This window comes from Streptomyces platensis (assembly GCF_008704855.1).
In the GTDB taxonomy this organism is placed as follows: Bacteria; Actinomycetota; Actinomycetes; order Streptomycetales; family Streptomycetaceae; genus Streptomyces; species Streptomyces platensis.
This window is the reverse complement of the sequence record NZ_CP023691.1, coordinates 1,931,540-1,950,029: the sequence shown is the minus strand read 5'-3', so window position 1 is coordinate 1,950,029 and position 18,490 is coordinate 1,931,540. Positions and strand designations below refer to the sequence as shown.

The 18,490-nt window shown below is 71.7% G+C and carries 17 protein-coding genes; 7 read left to right on the top strand and 10 right to left on the bottom strand.

Annotated elements, in window-relative coordinates:
• Positions 1–52 precede the first annotated feature (52 nt).
• Positions 53–1,153, top strand: a complete 1,101-nt coding sequence (locus CP981_RS08405) for a Zn-dependent alcohol dehydrogenase (RefSeq protein WP_085924301.1) — start codon at positions 53–55, stop codon at positions 1,151–1,153.
• Here the strand turns inward: CP981_RS08405 and CP981_RS08400 are convergent.
• From CP981_RS08400 to CP981_RS08390, 3 genes are read right to left on the bottom strand one after another with little or no spacing between them, the layout of a single operon-like run.
• Complete coding sequence (locus CP981_RS08400) at positions 1,150–1,431, bottom strand: DUF397 domain-containing protein (RefSeq protein ID WP_085924302.1); 282 nt, start codon at positions 1,429–1,431, stop codon at positions 1,150–1,152. The genes CP981_RS08405 and CP981_RS08400 overlap by 4 nt on opposite strands.
• Positions 1,413–2,252 (bottom strand): helix-turn-helix domain-containing protein, encoded by an 840-nt coding sequence (locus CP981_RS08395; RefSeq protein ID WP_085924303.1) that lies wholly within the window; start codon positions 2,250–2,252, stop codon positions 1,413–1,415. Before CP981_RS08395 ends, CP981_RS08400 begins: the two co-directional genes overlap by 19 nt.
• A gap of 54 nt (positions 2,253–2,306) precedes the next feature.
• On the bottom strand, positions 2,307–2,948 hold the full coding sequence (locus CP981_RS08390) for a TetR/AcrR family transcriptional regulator (protein ID WP_040901906.1): 642 nt from the start codon (positions 2,946–2,948) through the stop codon (positions 2,307–2,309).
• A 163-nt stretch (positions 2,949–3,111) separates the two neighbouring features.
• Here CP981_RS08390 and CP981_RS08385 point away from each other — a divergent pair, with 163 nt between their 5' ends.
• On the top strand, positions 3,112–3,738 hold the full coding sequence (locus CP981_RS08385) for a TetR/AcrR family transcriptional regulator (RefSeq protein WP_085924304.1): 627 nt from the start codon (positions 3,112–3,114) through the stop codon (positions 3,736–3,738).
• 16 nt (positions 3,739–3,754) lie between these two features.
• On the opposite strand, the gene CP981_RS08380 is transcribed toward CP981_RS08385, so the two are convergent.
• Both CP981_RS08380 and CP981_RS08375 read right to left on the bottom strand, forming a co-directional pair.
• On the bottom strand, positions 3,755–4,414 hold the full coding sequence (locus tag CP981_RS08380) for a DUF4328 domain-containing protein (protein WP_085924305.1): 660 nt from the start codon (positions 4,412–4,414) through the stop codon (positions 3,755–3,757).
• A 52-nt stretch (positions 4,415–4,466) separates the two neighbouring features.
• Positions 4,467–4,928 (bottom strand): MaoC family dehydratase, encoded by a 462-nt coding sequence (locus tag CP981_RS08375; protein ID WP_085924306.1) that lies wholly within the window; start codon positions 4,926–4,928, stop codon positions 4,467–4,469.
• Between the two features lie 161 nt (positions 4,929–5,089).
• Between CP981_RS08375 and soxR the strand changes: the two genes are divergently transcribed.
• Complete coding sequence (gene soxR, locus CP981_RS08370) at positions 5,090–5,647, top strand: redox-sensitive transcriptional activator SoxR (protein ID WP_085924307.1); 558 nt, start codon at positions 5,090–5,092, stop codon at positions 5,645–5,647.
• Positions 5,648–5,699: 52 nt separating this feature from the next.
• On the opposite strand, the gene CP981_RS08365 is transcribed toward soxR, so the two are convergent.
• The 3 genes from CP981_RS08365 to CP981_RS08355 form a co-directional block, all read right to left on the bottom strand.
• Positions 5,700–7,139, bottom strand: a complete 1,440-nt coding sequence (locus CP981_RS08365; RefSeq protein WP_085924308.1) for an amidase — start codon at positions 7,137–7,139, stop codon at positions 5,700–5,702.
• 188 nt (positions 7,140–7,327) lie between these two features.
• Complete coding sequence (locus CP981_RS08360) at positions 7,328–8,083, bottom strand: 3-keto-5-aminohexanoate cleavage protein (protein ID WP_085924309.1); 756 nt, start codon at positions 8,081–8,083, stop codon at positions 7,328–7,330.
• 80 nt (positions 8,084–8,163) lie between these two features.
• Positions 8,164–8,778: a hypothetical protein gene (locus CP981_RS08355; RefSeq protein WP_085924310.1), complete on the bottom strand. Its 615-nt coding sequence runs from the start codon at positions 8,776–8,778 to the stop codon at positions 8,164–8,166.
• 239 nt (positions 8,779–9,017) lie between these two features.
• Between CP981_RS08355 and CP981_RS08350 the strand changes: the two genes are divergently transcribed.
• Together CP981_RS08350 and CP981_RS08345 are read left to right on the top strand one after the other, a co-directional pair.
• On the top strand, positions 9,018–11,837 hold the full coding sequence (locus tag CP981_RS08350) for a penicillin acylase family protein (protein WP_085924311.1): 2,820 nt from the start codon (positions 9,018–9,020) through the stop codon (positions 11,835–11,837).
• Between the two features lie 176 nt (positions 11,838–12,013).
• On the top strand, positions 12,014–13,036 hold the full coding sequence (locus CP981_RS08345; RefSeq protein WP_085924312.1) for a LysR family transcriptional regulator: 1,023 nt from the start codon (positions 12,014–12,016) through the stop codon (positions 13,034–13,036).
• Positions 13,037–13,057: 21 nt separating this feature from the next.
• Here CP981_RS08345 and CP981_RS08340 read toward each other — a convergent pair whose 3' ends face one another.
• Positions 13,058–14,392 (bottom strand): MFS transporter, encoded by a 1,335-nt coding sequence (locus tag CP981_RS08340; protein WP_244329593.1) that lies wholly within the window; start codon positions 14,390–14,392, stop codon positions 13,058–13,060.
• A gap of 104 nt (positions 14,393–14,496) precedes the next feature.
• Complete coding sequence (locus CP981_RS08335) at positions 14,497–15,774, bottom strand: exo-beta-N-acetylmuramidase NamZ family protein (RefSeq protein ID WP_085924313.1); 1,278 nt, start codon at positions 15,772–15,774, stop codon at positions 14,497–14,499.
• Between the two features lie 176 nt (positions 15,775–15,950).
• Between CP981_RS08335 and CP981_RS08330 the strand changes: the two genes are divergently transcribed.
• Positions 15,951–16,721, top strand: coding sequence for an SDR family oxidoreductase (locus tag CP981_RS08330; protein WP_085924314.1), 771 nt, complete (start codon positions 15,951–15,953; stop codon positions 16,719–16,721).
• A gap of 97 nt (positions 16,722–16,818) precedes the next feature.
• Complete coding sequence (locus tag CP981_RS08325) at positions 16,819–18,480, top strand: class I adenylate-forming enzyme family protein (RefSeq protein WP_085924315.1); 1,662 nt, start codon at positions 16,819–16,821, stop codon at positions 18,478–18,480.
• Positions 18,481–18,490 lie beyond the last annotated feature (10 nt).

Sequence of the window (18,490 nt, the reverse complement as noted above, 5' to 3'; positions counted from 1 at the left end):
GCGGCCGCCGCCCCCACACGCCGCCCGCCGCCCCGCGCACGAGGAGTCCTCAGTGGTCCGCGCCGCCGTACTGCCCGCCGTCAACGCCCCCCTCCAGATCACCGAGATCGAGCTGCCCGAGCCCGGCCCCGGCCAGGTCCGTATCCGGCTGGCCGCGGCCGGGGTCTGCCACTCCGATCTGTCGCTGTCCAACGGCACCCTGCGCCAGCCCGCCCCGGCCGTCCTCGGGCACGAGGGCGCGGGCACCGTCACCGCGGTCGGCCCGGACGTGACCACGGTGGCCCCCGGCGACCGGGTCGTCCTCAACTGGGCGCCGTCCTGCGGCGACTGCCACTTCTGCGGGTTGTCCGAGCCCTGGCTGTGTGCCCACTCCGGCCTCGCCGCGAACGCCCCGTACGCCCGGCGCGCCGATGACGCCACCGAGCTCTACCCCGGCCTGGGCACCGCCGCGTTCGCCGAGGAGACCGTGGTGCCCGCGCGGGCCGCGCTGCCGCTGCCGGACGGGGTGCCGCTCGCGGACGCCGCACTGCTCGGCTGCGCGGTGCTCACCGGCTGGGGCGCGGTCCACCACAGCGCCCGGGTGCGGGCGGGGGAGTCCGTCGTGGTCTTCGGCGTCGGCGGGGTGGGCCTGGCCACGCTGCAGGCGGCCCGGATCGCCGGTGCGGGCCCGATCGTCGCGGTGGACGTCTCCCCGGCGAAGGAGGAGCTGGCCCGTGCGGCGGGCGCCACCGAATTCGTGGTCGCCGACGGGCCCGCGTTCTTCGAGAAGGAGGGCGCCAAGCGGATCCGCAAGCTCACCGGGGGCGTCGGCGCCGATGTCGCCATCGAGTGCGTGGGCCGCGCCGACACCATCCGTACGGCCTGGTCGGCGACCCGCCGCGGCGGCCGTACGACGGTCGTCGGCATCGGCGGCCAGGAGCAGCAGGTGACCTTCTCCGCCCTGGAACTCTTCTACTTCGGCCGGACGCTCTCCGGCTGCGTCTACGGCAACAGCGACCCCGCCCGCGATCTCCCCGTCATCGCCGGCCACGTCCGCTCCGGCGCGCTCGATCTCTCCGCGCTGGTCACCGAGCGGATCGGCCTCGACGGCATCCCGGCCGCGTTCGACGCGATGCTGGCGGGCAAGGGCGGGCGGGCGCTGGTCGTCTTCTAGACGGCGCTGTTCTTCACGGCGGCAACGAAGGACCCCCAGGCGGCGGCGCTGAAGACGAGCGCGGGCCCTTGGGGGTTCTTGCTGTCACGTACGGGGACGAGGGCGGGGAGGTTGTCGGCTATCTCGATGCACTCGCCGCCGGTCGTGTTGCTGTAGCTGCTCTTGCGCCAGTTGGCGGCGGCCAGGAAGTCGTCGGAGACCTCGATGCAGTTGCCGCCGCTCGTATTGCTGTAGCTGCTCTTGCGCCACGTCGCCTTGCTCAGGTCGATGGCTCGCACGGCATTTCCTCCAACAATCGCGTGATGAACTTCCGCGACTCGGCCGGGGACAGCGCCAGGTCACGCATCGCATCGTATCGGCGCTGCAAACCCTCAACCCTGCCATTTTCTTCGACCAGTTCACCGCGATCGTCGTTCTCCGTGTACGCCACGGTATGACCGTCCAGCAGCCGCAGGAACATCGTGTCCGTGTTCATCAGGCCATGAGGACCGGCGCTGAACGGCAAGACGTGGAGCGTGATGTTCGGGCGCTCTGCCGCTTCCATCAGGTACTCCAGCTGCTTCCGCCACTCCTGAGGGTCGCGCAGCCGCGTGCGCAGCACCGCCTCGGAGAGGATGACGCGAAACGGCGGTGCGTCGTCCCCCTCCAGCAACGTCCGACGCCCTACGCGCGCCTCGACCTGTTGGTCCAATTTCTCGCCCTTGACGCCCGTCGTGAGCGCTTCACGCGCATAGCCGGGAGTCTGGAGCAGCCCCGGCGGCGCACTCACGGAGTATTGCCAGAGGCTCATCGCCTCCTGTTCCAGCGCCATGTACCTCCGGTACTGCTCCAGGAACTGCGACGGATCCCCCACCGCCAACTCCCACAGCGTCAGCAGCCATTCCTCCGCCCCGTAGTGCTGGGCCAGCGCCTCCACCACCTCCGGGCTGCCGATGGTCTTCCCGCTCTCCATCTTCCCGAACAGCGACGCGTCCCAGCCGAGCACCTCACCGACCTTGCGCAGGCTGTCGCCCTTCTGTGCACGCAGTAAGCGCAGTTCCTCCGCGAACCGCTTGCGCGGCTCCTTGCTCCGTCCGGTGACGACCCTTCTCGGCGGCATGGGACCTCCTCCGTAACCGGCCAATTCCCGTAGTGGCCAGAACACTTACGGTAGTCAGCCCTTGGTTGGCCGCGCAGGGAATTGCAGGGCCAGGCCGTCCACCAGCGCGCGCAACCCCGTCTCGAACGCGCCCTCGTCCACCTGACGTTGATGCTCCGCCAGCAGATGCGCCTGGCCCAGATGCGGATAGTCGGCGGGGTCGTAGGCGCTCGGGTCGTCGACGAAACCGCGGGCGAACGAGCCCAGTGCGGAGCCGGCGACGAAGTAGCGGACCATCGCACAGACCCGGGTGGCCTGGGCGGGCGGCCAGCCCGCCTCGACCATGCCGCCGAACGCCGCGTCGGCCATCTTCAGTCCGGCGGGGCGGCGACCGGGCCCCTGGGCGAGGAACGGCACGATGTGCGGATGGGCGGCGAGCGCCGCGCGATACGAGCGGGCCCAGCCGAGCAGCCCGGCGCGCCAGTCCCCGCCCGTCTCCAGCGCCGACACATCGACCTGGGCGATGACCGTGTCGGCCACCGCGTCGAGGATCTCGTCCTTGGTCGTGAAGTGGTTGTAGAGGGAGGGCCCGCTCACCCCCAGCTCCGCCGCCAGCCGCCGGGTGGAGAGCGCCGGCAGCCCCTCGGAGTCGATGAGCGCCAGCGCCGTGGAGACGATGCGTTCGCGGCTCAGCAGGGGCTTACGGGGTCGGGCCATGTCGCACATAGTAGGGGCCCTCCGAGGAAAACTAGCAGTGCTCATTAACTGCTCCGGCCGGCCCGCCCGCGCTCGCCGGACCCTAAGCGCTTGCTCAGCGGCGCGATATGGTGTTCGATCCGTCAGTGGAGGGTCCCTGGTGGATCGAGGAGCGGGGAGCGCGATGGGTGCGGCGGCGGAACGGGCCGAAGAGGAGAACGAGGAGTGGGCCGGGGTGACCCCGGACGCCGCGCGACGGCTGGTCGGTGCCGCCGTCGAGGCCTTCGCGGAGCGCGGCTACCACGCGACGACCACCCGTGACATCGCCGGCCGGGCCGGGATGAGCCCGGCCGCCCTCTACATCCACTACAAGACCAAGGAAGAGCTGCTCTACCGCATCAGCGGCATCGGCCACGAAAAGGCGCTGCGCATCATGGGCGCCGCCGCCGGGGCCGGGGGCAGCGCCACCGAGCGGCTGCGCGACGGCGTCCGCACCTTCGCCCGCTGGCACGCGGAGCACCACACCACCGCCCGGGTCATCCAGTACGAACTCCAGGCGCTGAGCCCCGACCACTACACCGAGATCGCCGGACTGCGCCGCCGGACCGACCGGTTGCTGCGGCAGATCATCCAGGACGGCGCGGACAGTGGAGAGTTCCGGGCCGACGACGTCCCGGGCACCACTCTCGCGGTGCTGTCGCTGTGTGTGGACGTCGCCCGCTGGTTCACGGCCGACGGCCCGCGCACGCCCGACGAGGTGGGCACCCTCTACGCCGATCTCGTCCTGCGGATGGTGGGCGCGCCGGACTAGGCCGTGGGCTTCCTCGTTACTTTCCCGCTGCACCCATGCGTTGCTGCTGCGCCGCGGTGAGCGCGCGGACGACGAAGATGCCGGCCACGGCCGCGCCCACGATGGCTGCGTCGGCCATCACCAGGAACTGCACGTCCGTGTAGGCACGCGCGATCATGTCGTCCGTGGAGCCGGTGTACATGAGTCCCACCCCGCTCAGCATCCCGGCCAGCCACAGCCCCCACCACCAGTTCACGGCGCGCGGCAGCGGCTGGCCCGGGGCGCTCTTGTGGTGGACGTCCGCGACGATTCCGCGGGGCACCCACAGGTTCATGATCGGTACGATCCAGCCCGCGTAGACCCACGGCCAGGCGTAGCGCGGCGCTTGTCCCGAAAGGACGAGCGCGTTGTCCCGCACGCGCATCAGCCACACGAGGAAGGCGGCCGCGCACAGCACTGTGGCCGCATCCCCCAAGGTGCTCACGAGGTGGTACGTGTCCTCCAGCCCGGTCAGCGTGCGGTGTCGGCCGTCGCCCTGGTCCGGGGGACCGGAGGACGGCAGCCCCGCCGTGGCAAGCCGGATCTGCCACGCGGCCCGGGCCACCCAGGCGGCGCCGGCGAGGATGAAGCCGGCGATCGCGGAACGGGCCGCGCCCCTGACCGGATGCAGAGCGGGCTGTGTGGTGTCGTCGTTCACCCGGCCATCCTGACCTACGACAAGCGCCTGAGGCCAGGCCGTGATCGCCGGTCTAGAGGTAGAAGCGGCTGACCGTCTCCGCGACGCACACGGGCTTGTCGCCGCCCTCGCGCTCGACGGTCACGACAGTGGTGAGCTGGACGCCGCCGGACACCTCGGTCACCTCCGCGATCCTGGCCGTGGCGCGCAACCGCGAGCCGACCGGCACGGTGGCGGGGAAGCGGACCTTGTTGGTGCCGTAGTTGATGCCCATCTTCACGTTGTCGACGCGCATCAGCTGCGGGACGAGGGCGGGCAGCAGCGACAGCGTGAGATAGCCGTGCGCGATGGTGGTGCCGAACGGGCCGGCCGCGGCCTTCTCCGGGTCCACATGGATCCACTGGTGATCACCGGTGGCCTCCGCGAACAGATCGATCCGCTTCTGGTCGATCTCCAGCCAGTCGCTGGTGCCCAGCTCCTCACCGACCGCGGCTCGCAGTTCGTCGAGCGATCCAAACACTCGGGGCTCTGCCATCTCTCGTCTGCCTCCTCGGGGTCCGTCCGCCGTTGGCGCGCATCGGCCGACGCTTACTAAGCGCTTGCTCAGAATGCGTAGTGCGAGCCCCCGCTGTCAATGGCGGGACGACCAGCGCCGGCCCGATGGGTCCAGGGGCGGACACACCCTAGGGTTGAACCGTGCCCCAGCTTCCGTACAAGGTTCATGAACTCTCCGTCGGCCAGCTCTCCGCGCGCAGTGGCGCCGCGGTGTCCGCGCTGCACTTCTACGAGTCCAAGGGTCTGATCAGCAGCACCCGGACGGCGGGCAACCAGCGCCGCTACAGCCGGGACGCACTGCGCCGGGTCGCCTTCGTACGGGCGGCACAGCGGGTCGGCATCCCGCTCGCGGTGATCCGCGACGCGCTGGCGGAGCTGCCCGACGAGCGCACCCCCAACCGCGCCGACTGGGCCCGGCTCTCCGAGGTCTGGCGCTCCGAACTGGACGAGCGGATCAGTCAACTCGTCGAGCTGCGCGACCGGTTGACCGACTGCATCGGCTGCGGCTGCCTCTCGCTGGAGAAGTGCGCGCTGTCCAATCCGTACGACAACCTCGGCGAGCAGGGGCCCGGCGCACGGCGGCTGCGGGTCGACCGGAGCGCCAAGGACCCGGAGGGGACCCGGCGGCGCGCCGGCGGCGAGCCGGGGAGCGGCCCGGCGCAGGCGGCCGGGCAGGAGTGCTGCACGGGCGAGAGCTGAGCGCGGACGCGCCCGTCCCGGGGCGGGACGGGCGCGCGCAGTCGGGCGTTCGTCACCACACGGACGGGGTGCGTCCCGCCCACGGGCGGGCCTGCTCCAGCTGCGCCGACAGCGCGATCAGGGTGGCCTCGTCGCCGTACCGGCCGGCCAGCATCACCCCGATCGGCAGCCCTGCGGCGTTCCACTGCAACGGGACGTTCACGGCGGGCTGGCCGGTGGCGTTGTAGAGCGCGGTGAACGGGGTGAACGCCCCGAGGGCGTCGAACTCGGCCTGCGGATCGGCGTCGTTGCGCAGCGCGCCGACCTCGGCCGGTGGCGCGGCCAGGGTCGGCGAGAGGATCACGTCATAGCCGCCCGGCGGCATCAGACCGTCGGCCAGGGACTGGGCGAGCATCCGGAAGGCGTACAGCGAGCGGGTGAAGTCCGTGCCCGAGACCTCGGCGCCGCGCTCGCGCAGATAGCGGGTGAGCGGCATCAGCAGCTCCTCGCCCCCCGGCGGCACGGGGCGGCTCGCGGCCAGCACCGACCAGACGCGGGTGAAGGCGAGCAGGATGCTGTCGTCGGCGGGCAGCGTCAACTCCTCGACCTCATGGCCGAGTCCGGTCAGCAGGGCGGCGGTGTCGGTGGTGGCGGTGCGGCAGTCGGGGTGCACCTCGATGCCGGGGACGGGCGCCTCGGTGAGGCAGGCGATCCGCAGCCGTCCCGGGTCGCGGAGGGCGTGGTCGGCGAAGGTCTCCCCGGGCGGCAGCGACGGCGCCGCGAACGGGTCGCCGGGCATCGGCCCCGCCAGGACGTCCAGCAGGGTGGCCGCGTCGGCGACCGTACGGGCCAGCGGGCCCGAGGTGGCCAGGCCGGAGATGTCGTGCAGCATCGGGCCGCTGCTGATCCGGCCGCGGCTGGGCTTGATGCCGAAGAGCCCGCAGACCGAGGCCGGTATCCGGACCGAGCCGCCGCCGTCACTGGCGTGCGCGACCGGCGCCAGGCCCCCCGCCACGGCCGCGGCGGCCCCACCGCTGGAACCGCCCGCCGAGCGCGCCAGGTCCCACGGGGTGCGGGCGGGTGGGGCGAGGCCGTTCTCGGTGTAGCAGGGCAGCCCGAATTCGGGGGTGTTGGTCTTGCCGAGCAGAATCGTGCCGCCCGCCCGCAGTTTGCCGACCAGATGGTCGTCGACGGTGGGCACATGCTCGGCCAGCGCCCGGGAGCCCATCGTGCAGCGCACCCCCGCGACCTGGTTGAGGTCCTTCACCGGCACGGGAACGCCGTGCAGCGGCGGCAGTTCACGGCCCTCGCGGCGGGCCGCGGCGGCCTCGCTCTCCGCGTCCGCGGCCTGTTTGCGGGCGATGTCGGGGGTACGGGTGAGGAAGGCGCCGAGTGTGTCGTCGAGCCGCTCGATCCGCGCGAGGTAGTGCTCGGTGAGTTCCACGGGGGAGAGTTCCCCGGACCGGATTCCCCGGGCCTGCTCGAGCGCGGTCAGATCGTGCAGTTCGGCCATGGACGTCCACCTTCTCCTGGGAGTACCTCCCCTGCCCTCACGGCATGAGGGGAGGGCGCTCGTGCGGCCTGGTGCCGTACGGGCGGGGCCGGTGCCCGCCGGGCGCGATGCCGGTGCGGGTGGTCAGCCCGTGCACAGTTGTTTCAGTTTCCGGGCCGGGGCGTAAAGGCCGCATATGAACGGGCGGTTCATGCGCCGCCGGGAGGGCTGCTCATCGCGGCCGCTGCGGCGCGTATCAGCTCGGCGTTGTCGCGGGCCGGCCGGCCGTCGGGCAGCAGGAGGGTGTCCTCCAGGCCGATCCGGGTGTCCAGACCCAGTGCGCCGGCCAGCCGCAGCACCGGCCAGGCTCCGCCGTCCATTCCGTGGAGCAGCACCGGGCGGCCGGGCGCGGCACCGGCCAGCGCGGCCAGCAGCTCGCGCGCGGTGGCGGTCGCGCAAGCGGCGTCGGTGCCCACATCGGTCCCGGCCTCGGTGCTGATCACTTCGGCCAGCACCCGCAGCACCCTGGGGGCGAGCGGGGAGCGGGCGAACAGCCCGGCGCCGGCGGTGCCCGCCCAGATGCCGGCCTCGATGCCGACGCCGCGCTCCAGCAGGGCCGCGGCGAGCGCGTCGGCGCCCGGCTCGTGCCAGTTCACCGACGCGTGATCGGGCAGCACCGTCCAGGATCTGATCCGCGCCAGCCGGCGCTCGGGGTCCGGCTCGGCCCAGGCACCGGTCGTCACCCCGACCGGGACGTCCACCACTGCCCGGATCGCTTCCAGGGCCGCGGCCACCACCCGTGGTGCGAGCGAATCCTGGCCGCACGGGGTCTTGGGATGGACATGGACATCCTCGGCACCGGCCGCCACCGCCTGCTGTGCGGCAGCGGCCAGGGCGGCCGGTGACATCGGTACGGCGCCGGAATCGGCCGCGGTCCGGGGGCCGTTGAGACAGACCTGAAGCATGCCCTCATGATGGCAGCCGGGTCTGACAACGCCCGGACCCGGCCTTTCCCGCTGTGCCCGGTGCCGCTTCCCCGGCTTGCTCAGGCCGCCGCGAACGCCCCCACGCGGTGGACCCGGTCCGCGGCCCTCAGCACCTCGGGCGTGAGCACGGACACCGGCGCAAGCACACCGCACTGGCGGCAGGCCGGGCCGGAGGCAGGGGAGTCCGGGGACTCCGGGAGCCAGGCGAAGTGGGTGCTGCCGCACACCGGGCAGTCGCGGCGGGGCCGGCCGGCCTCCATCGCGGCGATCATGCGGCGCAGCACCACCGCGAGACGGGCCGCGGGGTGCCGTTGCGGCGACTCGCACGGCACGATGTCGCAGCCGCCCCAGGTCCGCCGGTGCCACTCGTCGAGGGCGCCGGGCTGGCGGATGCCGTGGTATTTCTCCTTGCGGCGCCGGGCGGCGCACTCCTCCTCGTACGCGAGCCAGAGCGTACGGGCCTCCTCCAGCTCGGCGAGCGCGGCCATCAGCCGCTCCGGATCGGGATCGCGGTCCTGGGTCGCGATACCGGCCCGGGTGCACAGATGGTGCCAGGTCGCCCGGTGCCCGTAAGGGGCGAAGCGTTCTAGGCACTTGCGCAGCGCGGTGCGACGCTGGGTCGCGACGAGACGTGGATTGCGGACCTGCTCTGCGAGGGCTCTGAAACCGGCCATTTCTTCCCACCTCCGTGGGGAGGATCCGACTGGACGGGGTTGAGACGTAGCCTGCCCCCACTTGGATCCATCGAACTTTTTTGTGGCCTTGTCGGCGATGTTCCGAAGTATCGCCGCGGCACGGGTCCGATCTTGCGGCGGAAGAGCAAAAGTTGACTGTTGTTCATCTTCCGGCCGGGGATAACCGCCGGTAACGTCCCGCCAGCCCTCCCCAAGGGGACCCCCATCGAGGAGCTGCAATGCGACGACGTACCGGAAGGTTCAGGACTGCCGCCGCGGCAGCCCTGTTCGCCTTGGGTGCCACGCTCTTGGCACCGCCCCCCACCGCGGCCGCCGCGCCGCCGGACGCCCAGGACTACTGCCAGGGCCAGTGCGGCGACATCCTGCCGCCCGGCGCCACCGGCAACGCCACCCTGGTGGAGATCCTCGGCAACAAGCTGTTCGGTACCCACCCCGAGCACACCACCGACCAACTCGCCCCGTACGGCGCGCTGTCGAGCGGCTATCAGTCGCTCACCGACGACACCCTCGGCAACTTCTTCAACGACGCCTCGTTCGGCGTCCCCGCGGACCAGGTCGGCAAGGTCAGTACGCCCCGCGACGACGTGACCATCACCCGTGACAAGAAGACCGGCGTCCCGCACATCAAGGGCACCACCCGCTACGGCACCGAATTCGGCGCCGGCTACGCCGCGGGCCAGGACCGGCTCTGGCTGATGGACCTCTTCCGCCACATCGGCCGTGGTGAACTGACCTCGTTCGCGGGTGGCGCGCTCGCCAACCAGGGCCTGGAGCAGCAGTTCTGGCCGCAGGCGCCGTACACCGAGGACGATCTCCAGGCCCAGGTCGAGCGCATCCGGGACACCAACGGCGAGCGCGGCAAGCTGGCCATGCAGGACGCCCAGGCCTATGTCGACGGGATCAACGCCTACCGCGAACAGTCCAAGAACGGCCGCTACTTCCCGGGCGAGTACGTGCTCACCGGTCATGTCGACGCCATTACCAACGCCGGTGAGATCCAGCCCTTCAAGCTGACCGATCTGATAGCCCTGGCCTCCGTCGTCGGAGGTCTCTTCGGCAACGGCGGTGGCGGCGAGGTCCCCTCGGCCCTGGCGCTGCTCTCCGCCCAGCAGAAGTACGGCGTCGAGAAGGGCACCGAGGTCTGGGAGTCCTTCCGGGAGCGCAACGACCCCGAGGCCGCCAAGACCCTGCACGACGGCAGCAGCTTCCCGTACGCCGTGAAGCCCGCCAAGGCCAAGGGCACGGCGCTGCCGGACCGCGGCTCGGTCACCCCCGAACCCCTGGTCTTCGACCGCACCGGCGCGGCCACCACCAAGAGCGGGACGCCGCCCCGGGACCCCGTCAAGGCGCCCAAGAAGTACAAGAAGCTGGAGGGCCTCTTCAAGGACGGGGTGCTGCCCGACGGGAGCTTCGATCCCACCCAGCACCGCGGGATGTCCAACGCCCTGCTGGTGTCCGGCAAACACTCCGCGAGCGGCCACCCGGTCGCCGTCTTCGGCCCGCAGACCGGCTACTTCGCGCCCCAGCTGCTGATGCTCCAGGAGATCCAGGGGCCCGGCATCAGTGCCCGGGGCGCCTCCTTCGCGGGCGTCGGGATGTACGTCCAGCTCGGCCGCGGCCAGGACTACTCCTGGAGCGCCACCTCCGCCGGCCAGGACATCACCGACACCTTCGCGGTCGAGCTGTGCAACGCGGACGGCTCCGCGCCCACCAAGGACTCCACCTCCTACCGCTACCGCGGTGCGTGCGTCCCCATGGAGAAGCTGGAGCGCACCAACTCCTGGAAGCCCACCATCGCCGACCCCACGGCGGCCGGCTCCTACCGGATGCAGGTCTTCCGGACCAAGTACGGGACCGTCACCCACCGCGCCACCGTCGACGGCAAGCCCGTCGCCTACACCGCGCAGCGCTCCACCTACCGTCACGAGGCCGACTCGATCATCGGCTTCCAGATGTTCAACGACCCGTCCTACGTGCGGGACGCCAAGACGTTCCAGAAGGCCGCCGGGCACATCGGCTACGCCTTCAACTGGTTCTACGCCGACTCCCGCGACATCGCGTACTACAACAGCGGCCTCAACCCGGTCCGCAACCCCGACGTCGATCCGGCCCTGCCCGTCAAGGCGGACGACGCCTACGAGTGGAAGGGCTACGACCCCGCGACCAACACCACCGACTACACCCCGGCCGCCCAGCACCCGCAGTCCGTCAACCAGGACTACTACATCTCCTGGAACAACAAGCAGGCCAAGGACTACGACTCGGCGGGCTACGGCAACGGTTCGGTGCACCGCGGCAATCTGCTGGACGACCGGGTGCGCGCGCTGACGAAGGACGGCGGGGTGACCCGGGCGTCGCTGACCCGTGCCATGGGGGAGGCCGCCGTCACCGATCTGCGCGGTGAGGACGTGCTGCCCGAACTCCTGCGGGTCCTCAACAGCAAGCCCGTCACCGACCCGAAGCTGAAGACCGCGGTCCAGCAGCTGGCGGCCTGGCGCAAGGACGGTGCCCAGCGCCGGGAGACCGCCGCGGGCTCGCACACCTACACCCACCCCGACGCGGTCCGCCTGATGGACGCCTGGTGGCCGCTGATGACGGAGGCCGTCTTCAAGCCGGGCCTCGGCGGCGACCTCTACGACGCGCTGCGCGCCAACCTCGGCATCGACGAATCACCGTCGGCCGGCCACGGCCCCACCGGGGCGCACGCCGGATCGGCCTTCCAGTACGGCTGGTGGAGCTACGCGGACAAGGATCTGCGGGAGGTGCTCGGCGACAAGGTGGCGGGGCCGCTCGGCCGGCAGTTCTGCGGCAACGGTGAGCTGTCCGCCTGCCGCGACACCCTGCTCACCACGCTCCAGCAGGCCGGCGGGAAGACGGCCGAGCAGGTCTACCCCGGCGATGACAGCTGCAAGGCCGGCGACCAGTGGTGCGCGGACGCCATCATCCACCGCACGGTGGGCGGCCTGACCCACGCCACCATCAGCTGGCAGAACCGGCCGACCTATCAGCAGGTGGTGGAGTTCCCCACCCACCGGTAGACGGAAGGCGGCACCACCGAGGCCCCGGGGCGCGTGACCCCGGGGCCTTCGTGCGCGCCCGACGGGTGCCTCGGCGGGCCCAACTCCCATGCGGGGCACCCCGACTGCCCTCGGGGCGGATTTCCCTTGGGGTTATGCTTCAGGGTTCTGAACTCCAGGGGAGGGGAAAGCGAGGCATGGCCTTGTCAGGTCCGCAGCAGTACCCGACGGAGCTGCTGGATACCACCATGGACCAGCTGCGCACGCTGATCGTCGTCCACGAGGCGGGTACCGCGCTGGGCGCCGCCCGCCGGCTGGGCCGCGAACAGTCCAGCGTGCAGAAGCAGCTGGACACCATGAACCGCACCTTCTCCGCGCTGTGCGGCGAGGAACTGGTCCGTAAGCAGGGGCGGGGCCGGGACGCCCTGTTCACCGCGACCGGGGAGGCGCTGGTCGTGCTGGCGCGCCGCACGCTGGGGGAGTGGACGGACGGGGTGCACGACGCCCGCCGCCGGCTCGGCCGGACGCTCTCCGTCGGCACCACCCGCTACACACTCGGCTTTCTGCTGGACGCGGTGGAACGGGTCACCGAGGACTACGAACGCGACGATGTCGATCTCAAGGTCACCCATGTCCGCACCGGCGACCTCTTCACCAAACTGCGCTCCAAGGAACTCGATCTGGTCTGCGGCAGCGTCGTGGTCACCGAGCGGGATGAAGCGGAACTGCTGGCTCCGTACGAGGTGATGGAGTGGCGGCGCAGCGGGCTGTCGCTGCTGACGAACCTGCCGCCGGAGCGGCTCCCCGGCACCTCCTTCGCGGCCCAGGACCTGCCCCGGCTGCCGCTGGTCGTCTCCGCACGCGGGCTGATCGGCCGCTTCCTGACCGCCTGGTACGGCCCCGACTACCGCCAGCGCCTCTCCATCGCGGCCGAGATCGAGGCCGCGCACTACGGCTTCGAGCTGCTGCGGTCCGGGGTGGTGAGCGGCGCGATGCTGGTCACCCGGGGCATCGGGGAGGCGGCGGCGGACGGCCGCCTCCCGGAGGCCGGCGGACTGCGCACCCTGGAACTCGTGGGAGAGGTGGGCCCCAAAACGGAAGTACTGGTCGGCGTCTTCACCCGCCACGGCGAACGCGACTCCTACGCCCCCGGCCACCCCCTCAACCTCCTGTGGGACGCCCTCTCCCGGGAGAGCGGCCGGTGGTGGCTGAGCTCGTGAGCGCGCGGGGGCGCCGGCGGCTCAGACCAGTTCCCGCTCCCGGGTCTCCGGCAGGGCCAGGACGCACAGCAGTGAGACGGCCGCCATCGCGCTGACGTACCAGCCCACCGATGACGAGCCGTACGCGGACTGGAGGCGGGTGGCGACCAGCGGGGCCACCGCGCCGCCCAGGACGCCGCCGAGGTTGTAGGCGAGTGAGGCGCCCGAGTACCGGACCCGCGCGCTGAACAGCTCCGGGAGATAGGCGCCCATCGGGCCGTACACCACGCCCATGCAGAACAGCGCGCCACCGATCCCCAGGGCGATCAGCGCCGGCCGGCCGGTGTCCAGCAGCGGGAAGAGCACCAGGCCCCACAGTGCCGCGAGGACGCTGCCGGCCAGGATCAGCCTGCGGCGGCCGGCGGCGTCGGAGCGGGTGGCGGCGAGCCAGGTGCCGGCCGCCAGGAAGAGGCAGGCGACGAGGGAGAGCCCGAGCATGGTGTTGCGGGAGATGCCCAGGGTGCCGGTGGCGTAGGCGAGGCAGTAGGTCGTCGCGGTGTAGAAGAGGCCGTAGGCGACGATCATCCCGCCTGCGCCCAGCAGCAGTTCGCGCGGATGACGGCGCAGCACCTCGACGGCGGGGGCCTTGCTCGCCTCTTGGGCATCCAACACCTTGGTGAAGACCGGTGTTTCACTGATCTTCAGCCGTACGAACAGCCCGACGCCGACGAGCAGGAACGACAGCAGGAACGGCACCCGCCAGCCCCATGAGCGAAACGCCGCGTCGTCGAGCGCGGACGACAGCAGCCAGAACACGCCGGTCGCCGCGAAGAACCCGACGGACGGGCCGAGTTGCGGGAACGCCGCATACAGTCCCCGGCGGGTGCGCGGTGCGTGCTCGACCGCGAGCAGCGCGGCCCCGCCCCACTCCCCGCCCAGTCCGATGCCCTGGAGGAAGCGCAGCGCGATCAGCAGCAGCGGCGCCCAGATGCCCCAGGTGCCGTACCCCGGGAGCAGTCCGACGCACGCCGTCGACAGCCCCATCAGCAGCAGCGACGCGACCAGGACGGATTTTCGGCCCACCCGGTCGCCGAAGTGGCCGAAGACCACCGAGCCGAGCGGCCGCGCGGCGAACGCCACCGCATAGGTGGAGAACGAGGCGAGGGTGGCGTTGACCGGATCGAGGGTCGGGAAGAACGCCTGGTTGAGGACGAGCGCGGCGGCCGTCCCGTAGATGTAGAAGTCGTAGAACTCGATGGCGGTCCCGATGAACGAGGCCACCGCCACCCGGCGCAGGCTCTCGCCGCCGGCGGCCGCCCCGTTCGTCTCCGCCGGAGCGTCGTCCGGTGTCTGTGCTGCTGTCGCGTCTTTGCTCACCAGCGCACTTTCCGGCCCGGTGGCAGAGCCGGTCAAGAGGCGAAAGGGCCTGTCCCGGTTCCTGAGACCGGGACAGGCCCCTTACGGCCACCGGTCCAACGCCCTTACGGATAGCGCAGATACCGCCGCCGCACCGTACGGAAGCGCTTCAGATCCTGCTGCCAGGCGGCCACGATCTCGTCCGGTCCGGCGCCCGCGTCGATCATCGTCCGGACGGTCGCGGAGCCGGTCAGCCGGTCGATGCCGTGGTCCGGGCGCCAGGCGAAGCCGGACCAGACCCGTTTCGCGGTCACCAGCAGACCGATGCCGGTACGCACCGGGTCGAAGGCCGGGCGGTCGTGGACGTGCAGCTGGACGCCGCCGATCGTCTTGCCCTGGAACTTGGAGAAGGTGGGGGCGAAGTAGGCCTCCCTGAAGTGGACGCCGGGCAGGGCCAGTTCGTTGGCGGCCGCGGCCCAGTGCCGGTCGATGCCATCGGCGCCCAGCAGTTCGAAGGGACGGGTGGTGCCGCGTCCCTCGGAGAGGTTGGTGCCCTCGAAGAGGCAGGTGCCCGCGTAGACGAGGGCGGTGTCGGGGGTGGGCATGTTGGGGCTCGGGGGGACCCAGGGCAGCCGGGTGGTGTCGTAGAAGTCGCTGCGCCGCCAGCCCGTCATCCGGACCGTCTCCAGCTCCACCGGGCGCCCGGCGGCCTGCGGCACGAACTCGCCGTTGAACAGCAGCGCCAGCTCCGCCACGGTCATCCCGTGCGCCTGGGAGATCGGCTCCCGGCCGATGAACGAGGCATACGCCTTGTCGAGCACCGGGCCGGTGGCCGCGCGGCCGGTGACCGGGTTCGGGCGGTCGAGGACCAGGAAACGCTTGCCGGCCAGGACCGCCGCCACCATGCAGTCGTACAGCGTCCAGATGTAGGTGTAGAAGCGGGCTCCGACGTCCTGGATGTCGAAGACGACGGTGTCCACGCCGGAGGCGGTGAAGATGTCGGCGAGGGCCTGGCCGCTCTTGTTGTAGGTGTCGTAGACCGGCAGCCCGGTGGCCGGGTCGTCGTAACGGCCCTCGGAGCCGCCGGCCTGGGCGGTGCCCCGGAAGCCGTGCTCGGGGCCGAAGACGGCGGTCAGCCGCACCCGGTCGTCGGCGTGCATCACATCCACGATGTGCCGCAGATCCGGTGTGACGCCGGTGGGGTTGGTGACGATGCCGACCTTTTGGCCGTCCAGCAGGCGGTAGCCGTCGGCGGCCAGCCGGTCGAAGCCGGTGTGCACCCGCCGCCCGCCGCCGTGCGCCGGCTGCGCGGCACGGGCCGGCCCGGCCCCCACGGCCAGGGCCGCCCCGGCCGCACCGGTCGCCGCCAGCCGCCCGAGCAACAGTCGTCTCGACAGAGCCATCCGCACACCTCCGTGATCAGAAATCCACCGGGTCCGTGTCGTGCCCGTGCGCACGCTAGCCGGGCCGGGGGCATCCCGGAACAGGGCGGGCCGGGGCGCGAAGGACTCTTCCGTCCGGACATACCGACTGGTTAGTCTGCCGTCAGTCGAACCGACGTGACCGAGGGAGATCCAGCGTGGCAGCCGTACGGGACAAGACCGTGGTCGTGACCGGGGCGGGCGGGGGGATCGGCGCCGCGCTGGCCCGCCGATTCGCCGCCGAGGGCGCCCGGGTCGTGGTCAACGATCTGGACGAGGCCAAGGCGCAGCGGACCGCCGACGAGATCGGGGCGCTCGCGGTCGCCGGTGACGCCTCCGCCGTCGTCCCGGCCGCCCGCGAGGCGCTCGGCGGCGGAATCGACATCTTCTGCGCCAACGCCGGGGTCGGCACCGGCGGCGGGCCCGACGCGCCCGAGGAGGACTGGGCGCTGGCCTGGGACGTCAATGTCATGGCGCATGTCCGGGCCGCCCGTGAGCTGGTGCCGGAGTGGCTGGAGCGCGGCAGTGGCCGCTTCATCTCCACGGTGTCCGCCGCCGGTCTGCTCACCATGGTCGCCGCCGCCCCGTACAGCGTCACCAAGCACGGTGCCTACGCCTTCGCCGAGTGGCTGTCGCTGACCTACCGGCACCGCGGTATCGACGTCCACGCCATCTGCCCCCAGGGCGTCCGCACCGACATGCTGGCCGCCACCGGGACCGCCGGGGACCTCGTGCTCACCCCGACCGCCGTGGAGCCGGAGGACGTCGCCGAGGCGCTCTTCGCGGCCATGGCGGAGGGCCGCTTCCTGGTCCTGCCGCATCCGGAGGTCGCGGACTACTACACCGCGCGCGCCGCCGAGCCCGACCGCTGGCTCGGCGGGATGAACCACCTCCAGCGGAAGCTGGAGCAGGCCGAGGGCCGCTCCTAGGGGCGAGGGGTGGCGGGCCGGGTCCGCCACCCCACCTCACCTCAGCCGTTTCCCCGCAGGGATGATCGGGCGATCAGGAAGAAAGGGCCGCACCTCGATGACCTCCTACCAGGACAAGCCGTGGCTGGCACAGCTCACCGACGCCCAGCGCGCCCCCGTGCAGCCGCCTCCCTCGACGCTGCACGCCTTCCGGGCCGCGGTGGGCAGCGTCCCCGACCGTACGGCGCTCGCCTACTTCGACGGCCGGCTGTCCTACGCCGAGACCGACGCGCTCTCCGACGGCCTCGCCGTCCACCTCGCCGAGCGCGGCTTCCGGCGCGGCGACCGGGCGGCGGTCATGCTTCAGAACACCCCGCACTTCGTGCTCGCGCTGCTCGGCGTGTGGAAGGCGGGCGGGGTGGCGGTGCCCGTCAACCCCATGTACAAGTCCACCGAGATGCGGCACATCCTGGACGACGCCGAGGTCACCGCCGTCCTCTGCGCCGACCGCACCTGGGACGGCTTTCTGCGGGACACCGCCGCCGGGTCCCCGTCCGTACGGATCGTGCTCACCGCCCACGAACGGGATCTCCAGACCCGCGACGACCTGCGGGTGCTGCACGGTGAGCGGCTCGGGCCGCAGCAGGACGCCGACGATCTGCTGACCGTGGCGCGTACCGCCGGCCGGATACGGGTGGCGCCTGCCGACCCGGAGCTCACCGCCGGCGACCTCGCGCTGATCAGCTACACCTCGGGCACCAGCGGCACCCCCAAGGGCGCCACCAACACCCACGGCAACATCACCTACAACGCCGAACGCCAGCGCACCGGCCTGGGTCTCCCCGAGGGCGCCACCTACTTCGCGCTCGCCCCGCTCTTCCACATCACCGGCATGGTCTGCGAACTGGCGGCCTGTATCGCCAACCAGGGCACCCTGGTGCTCGCCTACCGCTTCGAGGCGGGCGTCGTCCTGGACGCCTTCCTGGAGCACCGCCCCGCCTATACGGTCGGCCCCTCCACCGCCTATATGGCGCTGATGGCCCACCCCGAGGTCACCCGCGACCACTTCGCGTCCTTCCGGACCATGTCCTCCGGCGGCGCGCCGCTGCCGCCCGCCCTCGTCGAGAAGTTCCGTACCGGCTTCGGGCCGTACGTCCACAACGGCTACGGCCTGACCGAGTGCACCGCGCCCTGCGCCAGCGTCCCGCCGGGCCGGGAGGCGCCGGTCGACAAGGTCTCCGGCACGCTCGCCGTCGGGGTGCCCGGCGCCGACACCGTCGTCCGGATCATCGGTGAGGACGGCCGGGACCTGCCGTTCGGCGAGCCGGGCGAGATCGCGGTGCGCGGCCCGCAGGTCGTCCCCGGCTACTGGCGCCGCCCCGACGCCACCGCCGAGGCCCTCCCGGACGGCGAGCTGCGAACCGGCGACATCGGCTTCATGGACCGCGACGGCTGGCTCTATGTCGTCGACCGCAAGAAGGACATGATCAACGCCTCCGGTTTCAAGGTGTGGCCGCGCGAGGTCGAGGACGTGCTCTACAGCCATCCCGCGGTGCGCGAGGCGGCGGTGGTCGGGGTGCCCGACGCCTACCGCGGCGAGTCGGTGAAGGCGTACGTCAGCCTGCGCCCCGGCACCTCCCCGGAACCCGCCGAGCTGGCCGCCTACTGCAAGGAACGGCTGGCCGCGTACAAATATCCCCGTGCGGTGGAGATCCTGGCCGAGCTTCCGAAGACCACGAGTGGCAAGATCCTCCGACGGGAGCTGCGCCACCGCGCATGACTGAGCACGA

Coding starts and splice junctions, on each gene's coding strand:
- CP981_RS08395 (WP_085924303.1), bottom strand. CDS start 2,252: ATGCCGCCGAGAAGGGTCGTCACCGGACGGAGCAAGGAGCCGCGCAAG.
- CP981_RS08390 (WP_040901906.1), bottom strand. CDS start 2,948: ATGGCCCGACCCCGTAAGCCCCTGCTGAGCCGCGAACGCATCGTCTCC.
- CP981_RS08385 (WP_085924304.1), top strand. CDS start 3,112: ATGGGTGCGGCGGCGGAACGGGCCGAAGAGGAGAACGAGGAGTGGGCC.
- CP981_RS08375 (WP_085924306.1), bottom strand. CDS start 4,928: ATGGCAGAGCCCCGAGTGTTTGGATCGCTCGACGAACTGCGAGCCGCG.
- CP981_RS08365 (WP_085924308.1), bottom strand. CDS start 7,139: ATGGCCGAACTGCACGATCTGACCGCGCTCGAGCAGGCCCGGGGAATC.
- CP981_RS08360 (WP_085924309.1), bottom strand. CDS start 8,083: ATGCTTCAGGTCTGTCTCAACGGCCCCCGGACCGCGGCCGATTCCGGC.
- CP981_RS08355 (WP_085924310.1), bottom strand. CDS start 8,778: ATGGCCGGTTTCAGAGCCCTCGCAGAGCAGGTCCGCAATCCACGTCTC.
- CP981_RS08350 (WP_085924311.1), top strand. CDS start 9,018: ATGCGACGACGTACCGGAAGGTTCAGGACTGCCGCCGCGGCAGCCCTG.
- CP981_RS08345 (WP_085924312.1), top strand. CDS start 12,014: ATGGCCTTGTCAGGTCCGCAGCAGTACCCGACGGAGCTGCTGGATACC.
- CP981_RS08335 (WP_085924313.1), bottom strand. CDS start 15,774: ATGGCTCTGTCGAGACGACTGTTGCTCGGGCGGCTGGCGGCGACCGGT.
- CP981_RS08325 (WP_085924315.1), top strand. CDS start 16,819: ATGACCTCCTACCAGGACAAGCCGTGGCTGGCACAGCTCACCGACGCC.